Raw genomic sequence first — 20,671 nt, 5'->3', positions numbered from 1 at the left:
CCTCGCCGTCGGCGGCTCAGTTGTCGCCGACGGCAAACTGCTCGAACACCTGCTTGCCGGTCATCGTCGGCGTGTCGTTGGCCAACGCGTAGAACGGCGGCTTTTCATCAATGAAGATCTGGCTGGCCAGTTTGAACTCGTGGCCCTGGAACAAGCCGGCGGAGACGTAGTACTCACCGTCCGGCACCAGCCGGTAATACAGATGCGTACCGCATTCGCTGCAGAACGCCCGTTCCGCCCACTCCGATGAGCGGTAGGCCTTGAGCGTGTCGCCGCTGACCTGCACCTTGTCATCACAATGCACGGCAAACAGCGGGCCACCGGACCAGCGCCGGCACATGCTGCAGTGACACAACCCGATCTCGGAATGCTCACCGGCTACCACTTCAATCGCACCACACAGACAGCTGCCTTTCATCGTCGTCTCCACGTCGCGGATGCGGGAAAATCTACACCCAGCCGCGGCGCACAGCCATGCCTCGCAAGCGTTCCAGCGGGCACGGCCCGGGCACTGCAGGTGTCGGCGGCAATACCACACATACAAAAAGGCCCGGGTTTCCCCGGGCCTCTGCATATCACCAGCACCGCGCCTTGATCAGGCAGCGAACAGCGCCTTCATCTTCTTCAGCGCGTTGGCTTCAATCTGACGGATCCGCTCGGCCGACACACCGTACTCATCAGCCAGCTCCTGCAGCGTCACCTTGCTGTCGGCATCCAACCAACGGCGGGCGATGATGTCACGCGAACGCTGATCCAGCTTGGCCAGCCCTTCGCGCAGCAGCTGCATCTGGTTGTCCTGGCTGTCTTCACGCTCATAGGCCTGCGACGGATCTTCATCGCGTGCGACCAGGTAGGCCGCCGGCGACGGCGGCGCATGATCGTCGTCGTCATCAGACGAGGCATCAAAGCCGATATCGCGACCGGACAGACGCGACTCCATCTCCATCACTTCACGCTCGGAGACGTTCAGATCCTTGGCCACCGCGCTGACTTCGGCCGCGTTCATCCAGCCCAGACGGGTCTTGGACTTGCGCAGGTTGAAGAACAGCTTGCGCTGCGCCTTGGTCGTTGCAACCTTGACGATGCGCCAGTTCTTGAGGATGAACTCATGCATCTCGGCACGGATCCAATGCACCGCGAAGGACACCAGGCGCACGCCCATTTCCGGGTCGAAGCGCTTGACCGCCTTCATCAGGCCGATATTGCCCTCCTGGATCAGGTCACCCAGCTGCAGGCCGTAGCCGTTGTAGCCGCGGGCCACATGCACGACGAAGCGCAGGTGCGAATGCACCAGTTCACGGGCGGCATCCAGATCCAGCTCATCGCGGAATCGGCGCGCCAGCTCCTGCTCCTCATCGACCGACAACACCGGGATCTGGTGCACGGCACCGATATAGGCATCCAGCGAGCCAAGCGCGCTGGGAATCGGGAGATTGTTTGCCACAAGGGCAGTAGAGGTGTTCAGGTTCATAGGATCTCATCTTAGCAGTCCGGGCTATTGGACTGACCAGTACAGAAAAAGTTCCAGTGTTCTGTTTTTGTCGCAAAACCCGCTTTTGAATATGAATGGGCGACAGAAACAATGACACTCAATCAGAACCCCTAACGTAGCAAACCCCGTGTCGCACGCATATGACAAGGATCAACCGGGTTCAGCCGCCGGTAGCCAGCGCCGCACGCCCAGGCAGCCGCCAGTCGATGGGGGCCTGCCCTCGCCGCTGCAGGTAGTCGTTGACCTGCGAAAAATGACGGCAGCCCATGAAGCCCCGGTGCGCCGACAACGGCGATGGATGCGGGGCTTTCAGCACGCGGTGGCGGCGGGTGTCGATGACCTTGCCCTTCTGCTGGGCATAAGCACCCCACAGCAGGAACACCAAGCCTTCGCGCTCACGGTTGAGCACATCCACCACATGGTCGGTGAAGCCTTCCCAGCCCCGGCCCTGATGGGCGCCAGCCTTGCCCTCTTCCACGGTCAGCACCGCGTTGAGCAGCAGCACACCTTGCCGGGCCCAGGGAATCAGACAACCGTGGTCCGCACGCGGGATGCCCAGGTCGGTTTCCATCTCTTTGTAGATGTTGAGCAGCGACGGTGGCACCGCTACACCCGGCGGCACCGAGAAACTCAAACCATGTGCCTGGCCTTGGCCGTGGTACGGGTCCTGGCCCAGGATCACCACCTTCACCTGCTCGAACGGCGTCGCGTCGAACGCGGCAAAAATCTGCGGCCCGGGCGGGAACACCTGCGCACCGGCAGCCTTGCGCTGGCGCAGGAACGCCGACAGCTCACGCATGTCCTGGCGCAACAGCCAATCGCCGATGTGGGCCTTCCAACTGGGTTCCAGCTGGATCTGCGGTACGTCGTCCCGAGTCACAGCGTGACCGCCGGCTGTGACAGGCGTGCCAGCCGCAGCTGGAACAGCACCTTGGTCACCAGCAGGCGTTCTTCGATGGGCTTCTGCACCAGATCATTGGCGCCGGCCTGCAGCAACGCAGACTGGTTGTGCGGGTTGCCGTCACCGGTCATCACCAGCACCGGCAGGCGGCGCTTGCCGTAGCCGAAATCAATGCGGATGCGTTCAACCACGTCACGACCGCTCAACTCGCCTTTCAAGGTCACGTCGGTCAGCACCAGATCCACTTCGCGCGTAGTGCGCCCCAGCGATTCGGCGGTGAGCAGCGAGAACGCATCCTCGGCGGTGAGCACATGCACGACATGCAGATTGTGCCGCTCCAGCATGCGCTTGGTGGCTTCAGCCACCACGCGGCTGTCCTCGACATACAACACGGTGGCGTCGGTCACCGGCTCAGGCTGCACATAGCCACGGATGAAGGCAGCCAGTGCCTCGTGGCCCAGTGCCTTGTCGAAATAATCAGTGACGTACTCGGTGAAGCGGCGCTGCTCCAGGTGCTGCTGGGCATCGCCGGACACCACGATCACCGGGACATAGGCCTGCCCGGCAGCCTCGCGCACGCTGCGCGCCAGGGCCAGACCATCCCCATCGGGCAATGCCAACGAGGTGGTGACCAGATGCACCGGACCAGCGGCGAGTGCTTCCCGGGCTTCTTCGATGCTGGCGCAGCCGACCACTTCCACGTCGGGCAGTTCGCGCTTGAGCACGTCGTTGATCAGGCGGCGCACCAGTTTGGAACCATCGACCACCATCACACGGGGTGCGTCGCTGATCAGATGCTTGAGCTCTTGCGTGGACATGCCGGCCTCAGGTTTCGGTCGGGCGAGTCTGCCGGAGGAAATGGCCCGTCACCAGCCATGCCCCCAACCAACCCAGGATCGTCGTGGCAACCAGCACCATCGAAGAATGAAACAGATCGAGCCCGTGCAGGACGAACGGGCTGCCATAACTCTGGGACAACGTGGCCAACGGCGGCCGCAACGCAAACCCGCAGATGCCGATCAGGCCCAGCGCCAATGCGCCCGCCGCCAGGCCGTACCACGCACCAAGGTAGATGAACGGACGACGGATGAAGCCGTCGCTGGCGCCCAGCAGCTGCAGCACACCGATTTCTTCGCGACGGGCCTGGATATCCAGGCGAACGGTGTTGCCAACCACCAGCGCGGCCCCCAGGCCCAGCAGCACCGACAGCACCTGCACCAGGCGCGCCCCGAAGGCCAGCCAGCCATCCAGGCGTTTGCGCCACAGTGCGTCGTGCTGCACCAGATCGGTTTGCGGCAGGGCTTCGAGCGACGCTGCCAGCGCGGCGTCATCGCCGTCGGCCGGGGTGACGATCAACAGGGTGGGCAGCGGGTTGTCACCCAACGCATCGATGGCCTCGCCCAACCCGGCGCTCTGACGCAGCTCGGCCAACCCTTCTTCCGGCGTACGCAGCACCACCTCGGCGATGTCGGCGCGGGCACGCAGGGTGGTGGCGATGTCCTGCGCGGCGGCGGCATCCAGCTCCGGCTTCAGGAACAGGTTGATGTCACGCGACTGCTGCACGCTGCCGGCGAAATGCTTGAGGTTGTCCAACGCGATGGACAAACCCAGCGGCAATGCCAGCGCCAGCGCCATCACCGCCACGGTCAACACGGTCGCCCACGGCTTGCGCAGCGCGCGGCCGAGGCTGAAGACCACGCTGTGCAGGTGATGGTTGATCCAGGTGCCCAGGCGCGACGGCGTAGCGGCTTCGGTATTTGCGGTTTTACTCATCGTGCTCGCTCACTCGGCCAGTTCGTGTGGCGAGATGTCATCGGCCAACTTGCCGTGATCCAGGATCAACACGCGCTTGCGCATCTGCTTGATCAGCGCGAGGTCGTGGCTGACCACCAGCACGCTGGTGCCGCGCGAAGGCAGCTCGGCGAACAGCGACATGATCTCCGCCGCCAGGGTCGGATCGAGGTTGCCGGTTGGCTCGTCGGCCACCAGCAGCCTGGGCTCGGCCACGATCGCACGGGCAATGCCGACGCGCTGCTGCTCACCGGCTGACAACTCCGTGGGCAGCGCCTTCTCGCGGTGGCCCAGCCCGACCCGTTCCAGCACCGAACGCACGCGCTTGCCGGTATCGGCGCGGCGGTCGCCACGCAGGATCAGCGGCAGCGCGACGTTCTCGCCGATGGTGCGATCCACCAGCAGACGATGATCCTGATAGACGGCGCCGACCTCGCGGCGATGCAGGGCGACCTTGCCGCCACGCACCTTGAGCAGGTTGCGTTCCCCGAACATGACGGCGCCTCGGGTGGGGCGCTCGCTCAGGTGGATCAGCTTCAGCAGCGTGCTTTTACCCGCCCCCGAATGGCCGGTGACGAACAGCATCTCGCCCGCGGCCACCTCAAAGCTGACATCCACCAGTGCCTGATGGCCACCGGCATATTGTTTGCTGACATTGTCAAAACGCAGGACGCTCATGCCGCCGATTATGCCGGAGCGCGAGCGGGGTGCGGGGAGATGCGTTCGCCGAGACCAAACCGGCGGCGGCTCTCGCCTGCGGGGTAAAGGCATGCAGCTCACGAGCCATTGGCGCATCCCTCACTGAACGCCCCGCACGCGGTGCGTGACCGGGGGCGCGGAGCGAAGTGCCCCAAAGAGACGGACGAGGGGGCTTTACCGCTTTACCGCTTCACCGCGTTACGGCGCATGCCGTGAGAACCGTCCCTCACACCATCGAAGCGCACCTTGATGCGCGAGGGAGAACCGCCAGGAACAAGGGCTCAAAGCCCTCGCATCCGCCCCTGCGGGCCCCCTTCTCCCGCAATGCGGGAGAAGGGTACTTCAGAAGCAGACCCGGCTTTGGCTCGAAAGCCGATCAGCTACCGGAAAGCATCCGGCGGATCTTGCGGCCCAGACGGGTCAGGAACGAGTCGTTGTCGTTGCCGCGCATCGACTTGGCCTGTACCTGCACCGGTGCGTTGTTCACCGCCGTTGCGGTTGTGCCTTCGGCGCCTTCCACCGGGCGGCCATGACGACGACGGCGACGCTTGCGCGGTGCGCGCTCGCCTTCGACGGCCGCGCTGCCAGCGGCAGACGGGGCATCGGCGGCAGGACGCGGCGGCTTCGGCGCGGCAGGAGTAGCGGCATGCTCGCCTTCCACACGCGGCTTGCGCTCACGACGCGGCTTGCCATCGGCACCGCGTTCGCCGCTGCGGCTTGCGCCCGGCTTGCCACCGCGGCCACCGCCACGACGCGCCTCATCGGCGGCCTTCTGCTCACGTGCTTCGCGGAAGATCGTGCCCACGCTTTCGCCGGCGTCTTCATCCACGTCGTCGCCTTCCACCGGCGCGCGCTCTGCACGCGGCAGCGAGGTCAGCAGTTCGGCGGTCACCGGCTCCACCGGGATCTTCTGTTCGATGTAGGCCTCGATGTCCGGCAGGCTCATCGCGTAGCGTTCGCAGGCGAAGCTGATCGCATCACCTTCTTCGCCCAGACGCGCGGTACGACCGATGCGGTGCACGTAGTCTTCGGCGTCGAACGGCAGGTCGTAGTTGTAGACGTACTTGATGCCGTCGATGTGCAGGCCGCGGGCGGCCACATCGGTGGCGACCAGCACTTCCAGCTGGCCCTTCTGGAAGCGGTTGAGCAGGCTCTCGCGCTTCTTCTGCGGCACGTCGCCGGACAGCACGCCAACCCGGTAACCAGCCCTTTCCAGCGCACGTGCAACGCGCTCGACGAACACCTTGGTATTGACGAACACCATGGTGCGGGCGCCTTCGCTGCGCGACAGCAGGCCCAGCAGCAGCGGCAGCTTCTCTTCGTCAGCCGGGAAGTAGATGCGCTGGCGCACACGGTCGGCGGTGATGTTTTCGGTCTCCACCACCAGCTTCTGCGGCTCGTTCATGTGCTCGTAGGCCAGCTCCAGCACGCGGTGGCTGAGGGTGGCGCTGAACAGCAGCGTCTGACGCGTGCCGCGCTCGGGCATGCGACGCAGCAGGAAGCGGATGTCCTTGATGAAGCCCAGGTCGAACATGCGGTCGGCTTCGTCCAGCACGCAGATTTCGCAGGCATGCAGCGAAACCACCTTGTGCTGCTTGACGTAGTCGATCAGGCGGCCCGGCGTGGCGATGATCACGTCCACGCCCTGCTGCAGGATCTCGCGCTGCTTGTCGTAATCCACGCCACCGTAGACCAGCGCAAAACGCAGGCCGGTCTCGGAGGTGAACTTCATCGCATCCTTGTGGATCTGGATGGCCAGCTCACGGGTGGGCGCCAGGATCAGGGCGCGCGGATCTTCCGGCTTGCGGTCGGCCAGCGCCGGGCGGGTCAGCAGTCGGTTGACCACCGCCACCAGGAACGCCAGCGTCTTGCCGGTACCGGTCTGCGCCTGGCCGGCAACATCGCCACCCGGCAACGCCACCGGCAGGGTCAGCGCCTGGATCGGGGTACAGCGGGTGAAACCGGCTCCTTCAAGGCCTGCCACCAGACTTGGCTGCAGTTCGAAGGAGGAAAAGGTCACATCAGTCAGCGGTTTGTCGCTCATTTATTCTGTCTTTGTAGTGCCGGGCAGCCAGAGTGGCCGGGCGGCTTGCATCGATACGGGCACCGTCGCACACTGCGGCCCCTGCGCCGGGTCGCGCGACGTTGGGCTGTACCCTTTTGTCCGCGCAATGCCCCAGTTTACCGCAATGCGGCCGTCAACCCGGCATGGGCAGTCGCATTGCACCAGGAGACTCCAAGTGAGCGATAAGGTTTTACACGTCGGCGACGCCGACTTCGATAGCGCCGTCCTGCAGTCCGGCGAACCGGTCCTGGTGGATTTCTGGGCTGAATGGTGCGGCCCGTGCAAGATGATCTCCCCCGTTCTGGACGAATTGGCCGAGGCCTACCAGGGCAAGCTGAAGATCGCCAAGCTCAATGTGGACGAGAACCGCGCCACCGCGGTGAAGTACCACGTGCGCTCGATTCCGATGCTGCTGCTGTTCAAGGATGGCCAGATCCAGGCCACCCAGATCGGTGCTGTCGGCAAGGGTCAGCTGAGCCAGATGATCGACAAGGCCCTGGCCTGATCGACTGGCATGGTCCGGCGGCCACTCTGCCGCCGGCCCTTCCGGGCCCGCCATACGGCGGCCCAACAAGGTTCCCCCGCCATCTTGCGGCCCCGCGCGTGGCGGTGTTAGTGTCGCTGCATCCGGCAGCTTTCGCCTGCCGCACCCTCCGGCCGGGTTCTCGACCGGATCATTCCCAACCAGTTCGCCGCCCACAGGGCGCTCGCACGTCTTAGCGAGAGGAATCAAGCACTTGTCCGAGAACACTCCTTCCGAAATCGGGAGCGCCGACGCGCCCGTCGAGAAGCGCGTGCGCAAGCCGCGCGTTGCCAAGACCGCAGAGGTCGCTGACAGCAGCACCGCCAGCGCACCGGCCCAGCCGTCGCTGCCTTTGCAGGCCGCAGCTCCCGCTCCTGCCCCCGCTCCTGCCGCTGAAAGTGCGGCGCCGGCAGCCCAGGCCCCCGCTTCGTCGGGTGGCAATGATGCCCCGGCCGCTTCCGGCAACGCCTATGAAGGCCAGCAGGAAGGCGGTGAAGGGCGCGCTGAGGGCGGCAACCAGCAGCGTCACAACCAACAGAATCAAGGCCAAGGTCAGGGTCAAGGTCAAGGTCAAGGCCAGGGCAACCGCCGTGATCGCTTCCGTAATCGCCGCGACCGCGACCGCAACGGCCGCCCCCGCGACGACAACGGCATGCCCAACGACGGCGGCAACGAAACCCACGTGCCCCGCGTCATGCCGGGCGTCCCGGAAGGCTTCCCGGTCTACTCGCTGAGCGACCTCAAGCGCATGCCGGCACAGAAGCTGCTGGAAATCGCCGAGCAGCTGCAGATTTCCGAAGGCGTGGCCCGCGCCCGCAAGCAGGACGTGATCTTCGCGCTGCTGAAGGTGCTGACCCGTCATGGTGACGGCGTCGCCGCCGACGGTGTACTGGAAATCCTGCCGGACGGTTTCGGCTTCCTGCGCGCATTTGAAGCCAGCTACCTGGCCGGCCCGGACGACACCTACATCTCGCCCAGCCAGATCCGCCGTTTCAACCTGCGTACCGGCGACCACCTGTCCGGCCGCATCCGCTTCCCGAAGGATGGCGAGCGCTACTTCGCGCTGTCGATCGTGGACACCATCAACGGTGAGCCGATCGAAGCGTCGAAGAACAAGGTGCTGTTCGAAAACCTGACCCCGCTGTTCCCGCGCAAGCGCTTCACGCTTGAGCGCGGCAACGGCTCCTCGGAAGACATCACCGGCCGTATCCTCGACCTGATGGCACCGCAGGGTAAGGGCCAGCGCGCACTGATCGTCTCGCCGCCGAAGGCCGGCAAGACGATGATGATGCAGCAGATCGCGACTGCCATCACCACCAACCATCCGGAAGTGCACATGATCGTGCTGCTGGTGGATGAGCGCCCGGAAGAAGTGACCGAAATGCAGCGCACCGTGCGCGGCGAAGTGGTCTCCTCGACCTTCGACGAGCCCGCCGCGCGCCACGTGCAGGTCGCCGAAATGGTGATCGAGCGTGCCAAGCGCCTGGTCGAGCACAAGAAGGACGTGGTGATCCTGCTCGACTCGATCACCCGCCTGGCCCGCGCCTACAACAACGTGGTGCCCAGCTCCGGCAAGGTGCTGACCGGTGGTGTCGACGCCAACGCCCTGCACCGCCCGAAGCGTTTCTTCGGTGCGGCACGCAACGTTGAAGAAGGTGGCTCGCTGACCATCATCGCCACCGCGCTGGTTGAAACCGGCTCGAAGATGGACGAGGTGATCTACGAGGAATTCAAGGGCACCGGCAACAGCGAAGTGCATTTGAACCGCCGCATCACCGAGAAACGCGTGTACCCGGCCATCGACATCAACCGTTCCGGCACCCGCCGCGAAGACCTGCTGATCGAACCGGAGCTGCTGCAGAAGATCTGGATCCTGCGCAAGCTGCTGCACCCGATGGACGAAATCGCCGCGATGGAGTTCCTGCTCGACAAGATGAAGAACACCAAGTCCAACGACGAGTTCTTCGGTTCGATGAAGCGCTGATTCCTCCACCGGAATCCGCTTCACCAGAAAGCCCCGCAAATGCGGGGCTTTTTGTTTGCTGGTGCCGCTGTGGAAGTGGTTGCGCCATCAGCCGCCCTGCAACGGGGTCAGCAGTCGTGGTCCGGTGTTGCGGTCGGCCATGTAGACACCACCTTCGGCCAGCGTATCCGGTGCCGAGCCCGCTTCCTGCGATTCACTACGCCAGGGTGCCCGCTCGCGGGGGCCGGCAACATAGCTGCGCCAGCGTCCATATGTTTCGGGGCGCTGCGATCCGCCAGCCAGCTGGATGGCGTAGCTGACCGGCACACGCACGTTCCAGTACGGCTGCGTGGCTTCCTCCCCTGCCGTGGGGACACGGAATGTCCAGCGCTTTGCGGCGGACACCGCACTCTTGGCCAACACTTCGCGGAAGCGCCGTTGATCGGCTTCGCGGCTGAGGAAGGTCAGGTTCACCTGTTCGGCGAATGCGTCTTCGACCTTGCCGTCACTGCCGACCTTCACCAGCAGGTAGACATCCCCGGTGGCACCGGATTGGTAGGCCAGCTCCGGATAGCGCGGCGGTGCCATCTCCATGGCGGTGACCGCATGCGGATCGGTGGTTTCGCTCTTCTGGAAACTCACGCCGCGCAGGCTGACCTCATAACTGCCACCTTCGACCTTCCGTGCCACCACACGCAGGCTCATCGGCGCGATCGCCTTGACTGTCCTGCCATCCACCACGATCGGCTCGAAGCGCCACTGCAACGCGGTGTCGCGCACCAGCTTCACCACGCCCTCGGGCAGCTTTTCCTCCTGACGGAGGACCACCCCCGATACCGTCCCATCCTGTTCGATGTGGACGTCGCCCCCTACCAGCATGCTGCTTTCCACCTGCTGCCGCACCGACGCCACGCTGCCATTGGAGACCGCCGCTGACGCCCACACCGGCGCTGCCAGCAGCAGCACACCTGCAACGCCGAGTGCACCGAATCGAACGTTCATGCTCACATCCATGCGATTGAATTGCGGCGATTACACCGCAACCGCTTGAAAGCATCAATCACGCCAATAACAAGGTGCGCGGATAAGACGGTGTACCCGGGGGTACGCACCGAGCCAACATGTTGATGATGCCGCCAGCAGGTGCGTGATCACCGGGCATTCTTCCATTGCAGCGGCCTGATCAGCTCCGTGCCACGCGCGTTGGCATCGGGGTTGCGGTTGGCATCTTCAGCGCGATGGATGCGGGGCAGAATGCCGGACACCAGAGCTTGCGGGACGTCGTCACGCGATGACCGCGAGGTGTAATGAAAACGCGACATCTGCTCCAGCATTGCCACCAGTTGGTTGTTGGGCAGCCTGCGATCCGCACGCGGGCTGAGATCAGGCGCCAGCGTACGGACATAACCACCGGGCTGCACAACGCTGATCTCATCTCCGGAAACCACGGCATGGTTGTAGTAACTGCCTACGATCAATGCCTGGCGCGATGCCGAGGCATCCAGCAGATGCGCACCCACACTGTACGCACGGAACGGGGTCGTGCTGGCAAAGGCATCGGCAAGCAGCGTGGGAGCAACATCGAAATGGCTGGTACGGTGGTGGACATCCCTACCCGGCATTCCGGGCCAGCGGATCAGCAACGGAACCTTGATCTGCACATCGCTGAAATTGCTGCCATGGCCCCAATAATTCTGGCCGTTGTCGTTGAATTCCTCGCCGTGATCCGAGGTGATGATGACGATGGTGTTGTCGTCCAGGCCCTGTTGCTGCAATGTCCCCAGCACCTGCCCAACCAACGCATCCACATGATGCAAGGCGTTGCGGTACAGGTTGCGATACCCGGTGGGGTCGGTGCGCTGGTTCAAGCGCACATGATCAACCCTTGTCCACGATGGCTGGAAAGGCAAAGTACCGGCATCAGGCATGCTGTAGCCATGCACACCGTCGTAGAACAGGAAACCAAAAAACGGCGTCTTCGGATCACGCTGCTGCAGAAAGTGCTGGAAGCGGCGGGTGATGTGCTGGTCACGCTGTGCCGGCGAATCGCCTTCGGCACGCGGCGGCAGCTCCGGAACCCGCGAGAACACGGTTCTATCGAAGGGCGGCTGGTTCAATGGCGCCGATGACTGGATGGAAAAAGCGTAGCCCTTGTCATGCATCGTCTCCATCAGCACGGGTGCTACACCGCCGCCGCGCACCAACGGCCAGTAGGTGACCGGCAGGCTGTAAAAAAGACTGAATATGCCGGGCTGGGTGGCGTTGCCTCCACTGATGTGGTCGCGATAGCGCTGCGCGCCTTCGGCAAAGGCAGCAATGTGGGGAGTGACGCCAGCGTTCATCTCATCGTGACGCCAGCTGTCGATGACCACGACCAGTACGTTGGGACGACATGTATCGCATGCACCATGCAGTGGTTGCAGCGGGTAACGCAGCGCACTGTGCTTCGCTGCAGGAACATCCAAGCGGGTGCCTTCGACGTAGGGAGCTCCAATGCCAAGCCGGTGCAGCTGCCGCTTGGCGGTCACTGGCTGATACAACGGGAACACATGGGTGTAACCCGGTATCAAGGGCCGGTGATGCGCGTCTTCCCACATGTGCAGGCCCTGCGAAACCAGCAGACAGGCCGCAACCAAGCCAACGCCACGACGCCGGTATCGCCGCGACGTTGCGCTCACTGCCAACCACCTGGCTGCGCTGTTGAAGGAATATTGCAGCATGAGCAGTACGCCAATGACGCCGGCCACATACAACCAGCTCACCCATGAGAGGGCGATGATGTCAGCGCCTTCCAGCAGCAGGTCGATCACAAAGCCATCGAGATGGAAACGGTACTGGTTGAACACCATGGCATCGACCAGCAGCAGCGATGCCATGCAGACGGCGATCAGTCCACCAAGCGGGCGGAACGCAATCGACGGCAACCAAGCAAACAATACGTGTATGCAGGCAGACAGAACTGCGAGAAGACCAAACAATCCGAGGTGCGTTGTGAGCAGATAGATACCTGCAAGCGGCGTGCTTTCCGGCACGTCTATCCACGGCCAGTAAGCCATGCCGATGACGGTGAGAAGCACGGCATTTACCAGCCAGAAGTACGAGGCCCAGGTGAGATTGCTGCGCAGCCAATGCGGTTGTCGGTCAGGCGGAAACTCTGCGGAATTCAAGATGGCTCCAGAACATGTACGCCCCCGCAGCGACGTTGCTGCAGGCATCCGGCATCGGTAATGGAGCGCCTCTCGACAAACATGCGCGCATCCATTAGATGCCGACATGCTCGACGCGCAGGCTTAGGAAAGACTTAAGGCAAAGGCGTTGCGCCAGTGCAGTTCAGTGTTGGTTGGTGGTTCTGCACGCGCCACCTTGCTTGCGTGATTGCAATGACCAAAGCCGTGCGCACACTGCTTTGGCCGTGTGTGCAGCGAGCATGGATTCAATCAGGCAGTCGAAGCGGCCAGGCCTGTCGGTTGGCAACCAAGCCGCATGCATCACGCCTCAGCAAAGCGGCATGTACACCGTCACACGCAGTCCGCCACTCGGGCCGTCGTGCAGACTGATGCTGCCACCGTGCCGTTCCACTGCCGACCGGGCAATCGAAAGGCCCAGACCGCTGCCGGATTGGGGCTGGTCGGCAATCCGATAAAAACGCTGGAACACCTGTTCCCGATATTCCGCCGCAATACCAGGACCACTATCCAGCACCTGCAGCTGCGCCCACTCGCCGCGCTTGCTCACCTGCACCATGACCAGGCCCTGTGGCGGGCTGTACTTGATGGCGTTTTCCACCAGGTTGTCGATCAACGACGTCAGGCTTTCGCGCTCACCGCAGATGCGAACGGGTGCGGCCTCGTTGAACAGCAGCTCCAACTCCACGCCACGTTGCGCAGCCAGTGCATCCAGTACCGCCATCCTGTCCTGGACCAGCTGTTCCAATGCCATGGCCTGCGGCGCTGCACAGGCCGCATCGCTGCGCATCAGCTTCAACAACTGACCAACCATGCGTGTCGCCCGGTCGCTGCTGCGCAGCAGGTTGCCCAGCAGCTCCAGCCGTGCGGCCTCGTCGCGCGGTTGGCGCAAGGCTTCGGCGTTGATGCGCAGCGCCGCCAGCGGCGTGCGCATTTCATGTGCCGCGTCGGCGATGAAGGTGCGCTCGCGCTGGGTGACTTCTGAAACCCGCTGCAACAATGTGTTGATGCTGCTGACCAGCGGCCGCAATTCGCGGTGACGCGGCTGGAAATCCAGCGGCTGCAGGTTCGAGGGTGCACGCACTTCGATCTCATGGCTCAGCTTCCGCCATGGGCGGAGCGCCAGATGGATTGAAAGCCAGGCCGGCAACAGCAGAAAAGGCAGGCTGATCACGAGCGGCCCCAGGTAGTACCCGCGGGTGCCGATGGTCATCATCAGGCCCCAGGTGTCTGGCAGTGCCATGGTCACCACCGTGCCACCCGGCGATACCCGACTGAGCGCGCGCCATGCCTTGCCATCGGCTTCAAGGGTTTCCACCACGCCGAACTGCCGGTTGCGCAGCAGTGGCGCGTCGGGATTGGACTTGTACAGCAGGCGGCCATCCGAACGCACGTACATGATGGGACTGAAGCTGGTGCCCGTGTCGCCATCGCTGAAAGACGCAGCCAACGCGTTGCCCATCATCTGCAGGACGTGCTCCTGGCCCTGGGGTGAGTCGGCGGGGCTTTCGGTAGCAGCAAAGGCAACCTCGTACAACGCCTGGTTGTGGAACAACTCGGGCAGCTCGCGGCCTTCGGCGATGACGAAGCCGAGAATCGCCGTCCACAGCAATGTCACCAGCAGCACCTGTACCAACAACATGCGCCGCAGCAACGAGGGCTCGAGCAGACTGCGGATCACCCCGCCGGCCCTGCTCATGTGTTGCCCGCGTCTTCGTTGCCGGGCAACTCAAGCACATAGCCAATGCCACGGATGGTGCGGATGTAGTGGGTGCCTATTTTCCGTCGGAGGTTGGAGACATGAACCTCCAGGGTATTGCTGCCGGCTGACTGTCCGCCGGGCAGCACCTGCTCCTCCAGAACGTGCCGCGTAATCACCCGGCCAGCGCGCTTGAGCAACAGCGCCAGTAATTCAAATTCGCATGGTGAAAGCTCCACCTGCCGGTCCTCGACTGCAACCCGCCGGGTTTGTTCGTTCAACGCCAACCCACCGCGGACGATGACACGATCCTCAAGACCATAACTACGCCGTGCAAGCGCACGCGTACGGGAGAGCAGTTCGGCCAGATGAAAGGGTTTGACCAGATAGTCGTCGGCACCATTGTCCAGGCCGTACAAGCGGTCGTTCACACTGTCGCGGGCACTGAGAATCAGGATCGGCAGCTGCGTGCGCTCCCTGCGCAGGCGCAACAGCAGGTCCAGACCCGACCCATCCGGAAGGCCGATGTCGAGCAGCACCATGTCGTAAGCATGCTGCTCCAGTTGCCTGGCCGCATCGGCCACGCGGCGCACCCACACCACATCCATGCCCTGCTCTGTCAGGGCCAGGCGGACCCCGTTACCGAGTTCCAGATCATCTTCAACGAGCAGCAGGTTCATCAGGTCGCGGCACAGTCCAAGGCTGCGCAACGCTAATACAAGCGCAAGACGATTGCTGCCCCCTGCCTTAAGCAACTCTTAAGAAAGCTCTAAGGATGACTTAAGGAACAGCGCCGAAACTGATACGACGCCCTGCTGGACCCGCCGCTTCGCGCCGCGGTTGCCAGGCAACGCGGCCCTGCTCCGTACCGAGATCCCGCCGTTGAAGCTGCTCCCCACCGTTGCCATCGCCGGAATGTTGTCCTTGTCGCTGTACAGCGCGCAGGCAGCATCCATGCCCCGCAGTATGCCCATCGCCGCTGCGGATGCGCGTATGTCGCATGCAACGGACACGCTGACGATCAGCTGGCTTGTGCGCCTGAACTGCATGCCCACTACAGGCCAAAGGCGGCTGGCCATGCATCGAAGTGCCGGCACATCACGGCAGGGGCCGCAGCTGCAGCTGGTGCTCTGCCTGCCACTGCCAGAAATCACCTCCAGTCGGAAATAGCACACAGCCCGGTACCCAGCGCCGGGCCCTTGCCCTTTCCTGCTGGGAAACAAAAAGGACGATTGATGATTGGATTCCCCCGCACCGCCAGCCTGAGGCAACACCGCGTGCTGACAACGCCCTGCATGCTGCTGGCGTTGTCCACCCTGTCCATGCCAGTCATCGCCTACGCGGAGGGTGACGAGGAAGACGGCAACACGCTGCTGCTGGGCGCCGGTGTCGCACTGGAGACCAAGTACCCCGGCTCGAAGCGTGATCGCGCCAGTGCCGCCATTGCCGTGGACTACAGCATGGCCAACGGCTTTTTTGCCAGCACTCTGCGCGGCCTCGGCTGGGGGAGTGATGTCGGTTCCTTCACTTACAGCGCTGCACTGGCCTACCGGGATGAGCGTGTGGACAAGGACGACGGCGACAGTTTCTTCGGCGGCTTTGGCAGCAGCGGCGGTGACGAGCTGCGTGGTATGGGCAGGATTGATGGCTCAGTACTGGCCTTGGCCAGCGCCGCGTGGGTGCCTTCGCGTTGGCTCGGGGTATCGTTGACCGTGGAGGCTCCGTTATCCAACACCGAGACCGGGCGTGCCTACCATCTGGGCCTGGGCTCCACGGTCTATTCCAGCGACCGCCATGAAATCAGCGTCAACCTGGCCGGACATGCCGGCGACCGCGATTACATGCAGACCTACTACGGCGTCACCGCAGCGCAGTCCGCTACCTCCGGCTTCCGAGTACACACGCCGAAGGCTGGCTTCTATGCCGTCAGCAGCAGCGTGGACTGGGCCTACCAACTCAACCAGAACTGGGGCGTCCATACCTCGGTGGGTGGCGAGAAGCTGCTTGGCAAAGCCGCTGACAGCCCCATCGTTCACCGCAAACACGTTCCCTCGGCGATGGTCATGGTGACCTATACGTTCTGAGTACAACCGCCCTCCCCGACTTGCAACCGCCAGGCCCTGCGTGTACGTGGCTTGGCGGTTGTCACGACGCGGCTACCTTGCGATTCCACGAGAAGACGCGGAATGTCCAGGTTCCATTCCCCGCTGCAACGTACCGACAACCATCACCGCGCCAAGCTGCTCAAGCCAAGCGCAGTTTGCGCGAATACGGAGGCGTGTCCGGAAATTCCCCGTACCGGAAGCCTTGTTGCAGCTCCTGCCACCACTGCGGGTCGAACAGCTCGCCGTACTTCTCGCGCACGAGATCCTGCAGCGCTTTGGGCAGCCCCATGAACAGGCCAAAGCGTTCGGGAAACACATCATTGGCAGCAACGTGGAACCAGGGCTCGGCCGCCATGGCCTCCTCTTCGCTGCGCGGCTGCGGCCATGCACGGAAGTTGCAATCGGTAACCAGACACAGTTCGTCATAGTCGTAGAACACCGCACGGCCGTGCCGCGAGACACCGAAGTTCTTCAGCAGCATGTCGCCGGGGAAGATGTTGTTGCAGGCCATGTCGCGGATCGCCTGCGCGTAGTCCAGCGCCGCCGAGCGCGCGGCCTCCGCCCCCTGCTCGCGCAGGTACAGGTTCAGTGGACGGAAGCGGCGCTGCACGTAGCACAGCGAGATCACCACATCGTCATCTTCGATACGCACGCTCTGGCTGCAATGATTGACCAGCTCGTCCAGCAGCTCGGGGGAGAAGCGGTCGACCGGGAAGCGCAGGTAGCGGTACGGCTGCGCGTCGAGCAGGCGGCCGATGCGATCGAGGTTGAACACCAGCGCATACTTTTCCTCCACGTCCTGGCGGCTCATGGTCTTGGGCCAGGCGAAGCGGTCACGGATGAGTTTGAACACCAGCGGATAGCTGGGCAGGGTGAACACCGCCATCACCATGCCCGGCGTGCCATCGGCATGTACGAGGCGCTCGTTCACATGCTGCTGGAAGTGGCTGAAGAAAGTGCGGTAGCGCTCGGTCTTGCCCTGCTTGGCCCGGCCCAGCACGGTGTAGATCTCATCCACCGGCTTGCCGGGCAGGATGCTGCGCAGGAACACCACCGCATCCGCCACCGTGGGCAAGTCGGCCTGGAAATAGCTGCGCGATACGCCGAACAGATGCGCCACATCACGACGCCGGCTCAGCACCGCTTCGACGCGGATGCCGTCGCCCTCATTGACCAATGCAATCACACACGGTGAAAAGCGGTGCTCGCCGAACACCCGCCCGACCAGATAGGCACGGCGTTCGCGATAGAACACGGTTTCCAGCAGTTCGATGGCGCGCACCGGATAGGCGCCCCAATGCGCGAGGTCATCCTGCAGGCGCACTGCGATGGCTGCGGCGCAACGCAGCTGGTGCCGGTAAGGAACGTCGAAAGCGTAGTCGGACAACAAGCGTGAGAACGCATCCGCCGGCCGCGCTTCCGATATCGCATAGACATGCCGTGCGACCGGATGGGTGATGGCATCGGATGGCTCGATATCCAGCGCCATGAACTCGATGCCATCGTCAACGCCATGGGTGCGGAACAAGCGTCGCGTCAGCGTGTTGTAGAAGGTTTTGTACAACTCGCAATCGATGCGGCTTGCGACCAGATCATCAAAGCCTGCTTTCACTTCAGCCCACAGCGTCTGCGAGGGCCGCTGCTCCCCGAGCAATGCCTGCAACTGCTGACTGCAGCGTGCGACGCATGCGTCATAAAGTTCGGTGCGTTCCACCGCGTCGCTTTTGGCACCGGCCCAGTCGCGTACCTGGAAGCGCACACGTGCGCGCCGGGTGATCTCGGCAAAGCCCTGGTGATAGCGTTCGAAGCCTTCAGCAATGCAGACGGCGATGCGTCCGGCCAACGCTGGGCCTGCAATCGGCACGCTCATCGGCGCGGCTCCGGATGGTGCGCAGGGCGTGCAGTAACGGTGCAAAGGCAGGGCGGGCGCATGCGGGCAGCTGGCGGGGGGTTTGGGTGACCATACGCCAGAGACCGTGGGTCGGCACAGCCCCCGGCATGCGCGGATCGGTCCGGCCTTCGCTGGCACCTGACTGTCGACCGGGTTGCGGAAGCAGGTTGCCCGTCGTCGGGCAGCTACTCCCCCATTCCATTTACCCGGCCAGTTCCGCCTGTATCTTGCGGCCACATTCGCGGGCGCTCCACAGCACATGGCCGATCACGCTGCGTTGCCCGCAGGCCGCCATCAGCAACAGCGAGCCGCGCGGCAGGATCACCGACTGCATCAGCACCTTGCCTTCGCTGGCTTCCAGCATCAACACGTCCATCGTCCCCAGCGACAGCTCCCTTCCCACGGCGCTGGCCAGCGCCAGCATCGCACTGGTCATGGCCGCCAGACGTTCGCCGCTGGAGGGTTGCGTGGCCGCCTGCGCCAGCGCGAAACCGTCCACGCTGGCGATGACCACCGCGCTCACGCCATCCACGGATTCGGAGAACTCCTGCAACTTGCGCTCCACCAACGTCACTTCCCAGTCCTCAAGCACCGTGTTCCTCCCTGTCTCAGACATGCTCTTCCACGAATGCGGCCGCTTCCACTTCCCCCATCAGCACATCCATCAACATCATCACCGCATCCTCGGAGCGGGCATCGAAAGGCACCACCGGCAACGGCCGGCCGGCCAAGGCCTGCACGCGTATCTGGCAACCATCCAGATCCACCTCCGGTGTCAGGTCGAACTTGGACACCCCCACCACGGCAGGTACGTTGTGCGCATGCTCGCGCAGCACCCGCAGGTAGCAGTCCAATTCGTTCACCACATCGGGACTGGAAGCATCGGCCAGGATCACCACGCCCCGCGCGCCCTGCAGCAGCACCGGCCAGATGAAAGAAAAGCGCTCCTGCCCCGGCGTGCCATACAGACGCAACCGGTCGCCGTTGGGCAGGTTCACGTCGCCATAGTCCATCGCCACGGTGGTGGCCAGCTTGGACGAGCTGGTGTCGGTATTGAGCACGTCGGTGTCGATGACGGTGCCGCCAGCCACCGCACGCACCAGGGTCGATTTGCCGGCGCCCATCGCGCCCAGCACGACAATCTTGTGTTCGATCATGCAAAGCTTCCTGTGCGGTTGCGGACGCTGCGCCACATGCGTGCGAGCAACGCACTGGCTCCCTGCCGGGTCGGCGGCGGTGGCGCCGATGCCACTTCGGGGACTTTCACCTCGGCATAGCCACACAGATAAGCCGAACGCATGAACGCGCGGGTGGCATCGATGTCCAGCTCCAGCAGGCGCGTGCACTCGTGCAGGCTGCAGGGCTTTTTCAGCAGCAGCGAACACAACCGGAAGCCATCGTGCTGATGTGCAAGCACCCGGAAATCCGGCCAGCGCAGCAGGCTGACCTGCGCATGCTGTTGCAGGCGACGTTCAAAATCGGTCCAGTTGTCGCTGTGTTGTGCCATCTGCCACAGCAGCGGCCGCAGTGGTTGTCGCGACATGCTGCCGGCCAGGGTCTGGAAGCGCTGCGCCGACAACTCCTGCAATGTCAGCAGATCGAACAGATCGCCCAACTGCCGCGCAAGATTCGATCCCGCCGAAGCGCCGGCATTCAACGGCACCGCGAGGTCATGCTCGAAGTCGATCAGCAACAGGGGCTCGCTTCGCACGGACAACAAGGCGTAACCCGTCCGTTCCTGTAGCCGCTGCCGCAGCAGCCGGGTCATCTGCTTGGCACCGTTGGCAAGGAACAGACCTTCGCCGTTGTCCGGAGCCGGCGGTGGTGGTGACGGGGCCAGCGCGCGTTGTATCTGCGCATCGTCCAGATGACAGGGTGAACTGGATCGACCGTCATGGACGACGCCTGCATCGTCGTGCATCCATAGACGCATGGCGGGCCGTTTACTGGCCATGTGCATCGCCGCGCTACGCAGCGCGGGCGTATCCCGCACCAACAGCAGGTCGCATTGATCCAGATCGGCACAGCGTTGCAGCGCCTCCGGTGGCAATCCCGCCACCTGCAGCAATCGCCCAAGCAATGCGCGCTCCTCACGGGTGTCCGAGCCCACTACCAGCACCCTGGTCATGCTCCTTTCCCCTCTCGACGATGATGCATCCCAGCGGTACCGCGTCTGTTCGATCAGGCTATGCCAGATGCTGCATGTGAAAGGGTGATTGGACACACAGTTCAATCGGCCTGTAATTGCCTGCGTGATCCATTGCCCACCAGGGGTAGTGATGTCGCGCGCTTCACCGCCGCATCGATGTGCAGGGCAAGTGAAAATGCGCGACTAACGGCGACCGCGTCACGCGCAT

General features: G+C 63.5%; 19 protein-coding genes. 3 read left to right on the top strand and 16 right to left on the bottom strand.

The window, feature by feature from the left end:
* Positions 1-16 precede the first annotated feature (16 nt).
* The 7 genes from ABB26_RS03380 to rhlB all read right to left on the bottom strand — a co-directional run bounded on the left by ABB26_RS03380 (position 17) and on the right by rhlB (position 6,927).
* Positions 17-418, bottom strand: a complete 402-nt coding sequence (locus tag ABB26_RS03380; protein ID WP_057632167.1) for a GFA family protein — start codon at positions 416-418, stop codon at positions 17-19.
* Between the two features lie 177 nt (positions 419-595).
* On the bottom strand, positions 596-1,471 hold the full coding sequence (rpoH, locus tag ABB26_RS03375) for an RNA polymerase sigma factor RpoH (protein WP_057632166.1): 876 nt from the start codon (positions 1,469-1,471) through the stop codon (positions 596-598).
* Between the two features lie 181 nt (positions 1,472-1,652).
* Positions 1,653-2,372, bottom strand: a complete 720-nt coding sequence (gene ung / locus ABB26_RS03370; RefSeq protein WP_057632165.1) for a uracil-DNA glycosylase — start codon at positions 2,370-2,372, stop codon at positions 1,653-1,655.
* Positions 2,369-3,211 (bottom strand): response regulator, encoded by an 843-nt coding sequence (locus ABB26_RS03365; RefSeq protein WP_057632164.1) that lies wholly within the window; start codon positions 3,209-3,211, stop codon positions 2,369-2,371. The genes ung and ABB26_RS03365 overlap by 4 nt, the downstream gene beginning before the upstream one ends.
* A gap of 7 nt (positions 3,212-3,218) precedes the next feature.
* Positions 3,219-4,166, bottom strand: coding sequence for a permease-like cell division protein FtsX (gene ftsX, locus ABB26_RS03360; protein ID WP_057632163.1), 948 nt, complete (start codon positions 4,164-4,166; stop codon positions 3,219-3,221).
* Positions 4,167-4,175: 9 nt separating this feature from the next.
* The gene (gene ftsE / locus ABB26_RS03355; protein ID WP_057632162.1) at positions 4,176-4,862 is read right to left on the bottom strand and encodes a cell division ATP-binding protein FtsE; all 687 of its coding nucleotides are present in this window, start codon (positions 4,860-4,862) and stop codon (positions 4,176-4,178) included.
* A 397-nt stretch (positions 4,863-5,259) separates the two neighbouring features.
* On the bottom strand, positions 5,260-6,927 hold the full coding sequence (gene rhlB, locus ABB26_RS03350; RefSeq protein WP_057632161.1) for an ATP-dependent RNA helicase RhlB: 1,668 nt from the start codon (positions 6,925-6,927) through the stop codon (positions 5,260-5,262).
* Between the two features lie 196 nt (positions 6,928-7,123).
* On the opposite strand from rhlB, the gene trxA reads away from it, so the two are divergent.
* The gene (gene trxA / locus ABB26_RS03345; protein WP_057632160.1) at positions 7,124-7,453 is read left to right on the top strand and encodes a thioredoxin TrxA; all 330 of its coding nucleotides are present in this window, start codon (positions 7,124-7,126) and stop codon (positions 7,451-7,453) included.
* A gap of 232 nt (positions 7,454-7,685) precedes the next feature.
* The gene (rho, locus tag ABB26_RS03340) at positions 7,686-9,455 is read left to right on the top strand and encodes a transcription termination factor Rho (protein WP_057632159.1); all 1,770 of its coding nucleotides are present in this window, start codon (positions 7,686-7,688) and stop codon (positions 9,453-9,455) included.
* Positions 9,456-9,542: 87 nt separating this feature from the next.
* On the opposite strand, the gene ABB26_RS03335 is transcribed toward rho, so the two are convergent.
* The 5 genes from ABB26_RS03335 to ABB26_RS03315 form a co-directional block, all read right to left on the bottom strand.
* Positions 9,543-10,436, bottom strand: a complete 894-nt coding sequence (locus ABB26_RS03335) for an energy transducer TonB (protein WP_245626124.1) — start codon at positions 10,434-10,436, stop codon at positions 9,543-9,545.
* Between the two features lie 149 nt (positions 10,437-10,585).
* Entirely contained in the window at positions 10,586-12,601 is a 2,016-nt protein-coding gene (locus tag ABB26_RS03330; protein ID WP_161809004.1) for a DUF3413 domain-containing protein, read from the bottom strand.
* A gap of 328 nt (positions 12,602-12,929) precedes the next feature.
* Positions 12,930-14,318: an ATP-binding protein gene (locus ABB26_RS03325; RefSeq protein ID WP_057632157.1), complete on the bottom strand. Its 1,389-nt coding sequence runs from the start codon at positions 14,316-14,318 to the stop codon at positions 12,930-12,932.
* Entirely contained in the window at positions 14,315-14,998 is a 684-nt protein-coding gene (locus ABB26_RS03320) for a response regulator (protein WP_057632156.1), read from the bottom strand. Before ABB26_RS03320 ends, ABB26_RS03325 begins: the two co-directional genes overlap by 4 nt.
* A gap of 78 nt (positions 14,999-15,076) precedes the next feature.
* Positions 15,077-15,397, bottom strand: a complete 321-nt coding sequence (locus tag ABB26_RS03315) for a hypothetical protein (RefSeq protein ID WP_152982526.1) — start codon at positions 15,395-15,397, stop codon at positions 15,077-15,079.
* A gap of 156 nt (positions 15,398-15,553) precedes the next feature.
* On the opposite strand from ABB26_RS03315, the gene ABB26_RS03310 reads away from it, so the two are divergent.
* On the top strand, positions 15,554-16,402 hold the full coding sequence (locus ABB26_RS03310) for a MipA/OmpV family protein (RefSeq protein ID WP_083490663.1): 849 nt from the start codon (positions 15,554-15,556) through the stop codon (positions 16,400-16,402).
* A gap of 160 nt (positions 16,403-16,562) precedes the next feature.
* On the opposite strand, the gene aceK is transcribed toward ABB26_RS03310, so the two are convergent.
* From aceK to ABB26_RS03290, 4 genes are all read right to left on the bottom strand, one after another.
* Positions 16,563-18,293, bottom strand: a complete 1,731-nt coding sequence (gene aceK, locus ABB26_RS03305) for a bifunctional isocitrate dehydrogenase kinase/phosphatase (protein ID WP_057632153.1) — start codon at positions 18,291-18,293, stop codon at positions 16,563-16,565.
* Positions 18,294-18,516: 223 nt separating this feature from the next.
* Positions 18,517-18,930 (bottom strand): roadblock/LC7 domain-containing protein, encoded by a 414-nt coding sequence (locus ABB26_RS03300; protein WP_057632152.1) that lies wholly within the window; start codon positions 18,928-18,930, stop codon positions 18,517-18,519.
* A complete protein-coding gene (locus tag ABB26_RS03295) occupies positions 18,923-19,471 on the bottom strand; it encodes a GTP-binding protein (protein WP_057632151.1) in 549 nt (182 codons plus the stop codon). The genes ABB26_RS03300 and ABB26_RS03295 overlap by 8 nt, the downstream gene beginning before the upstream one ends.
* A complete protein-coding gene (locus tag ABB26_RS03290) occupies positions 19,468-20,442 on the bottom strand; it encodes a hypothetical protein (RefSeq protein WP_057632150.1) in 975 nt (324 codons plus the stop codon). Before ABB26_RS03290 ends, ABB26_RS03295 begins: the two co-directional genes overlap by 4 nt.
* Positions 20,443-20,671: the final 229 nt, after the last annotated feature.

This window comes from Stenotrophomonas humi, from assembly GCF_001431415.1.
Lineage (GTDB): Bacteria > Pseudomonadota > Gammaproteobacteria > Xanthomonadales > Xanthomonadaceae > Stenotrophomonas > Stenotrophomonas humi.
The sequence above is the reverse complement of the archived record's forward strand: the minus strand, read 5'-3'. Positions and strand labels throughout refer to the sequence as shown.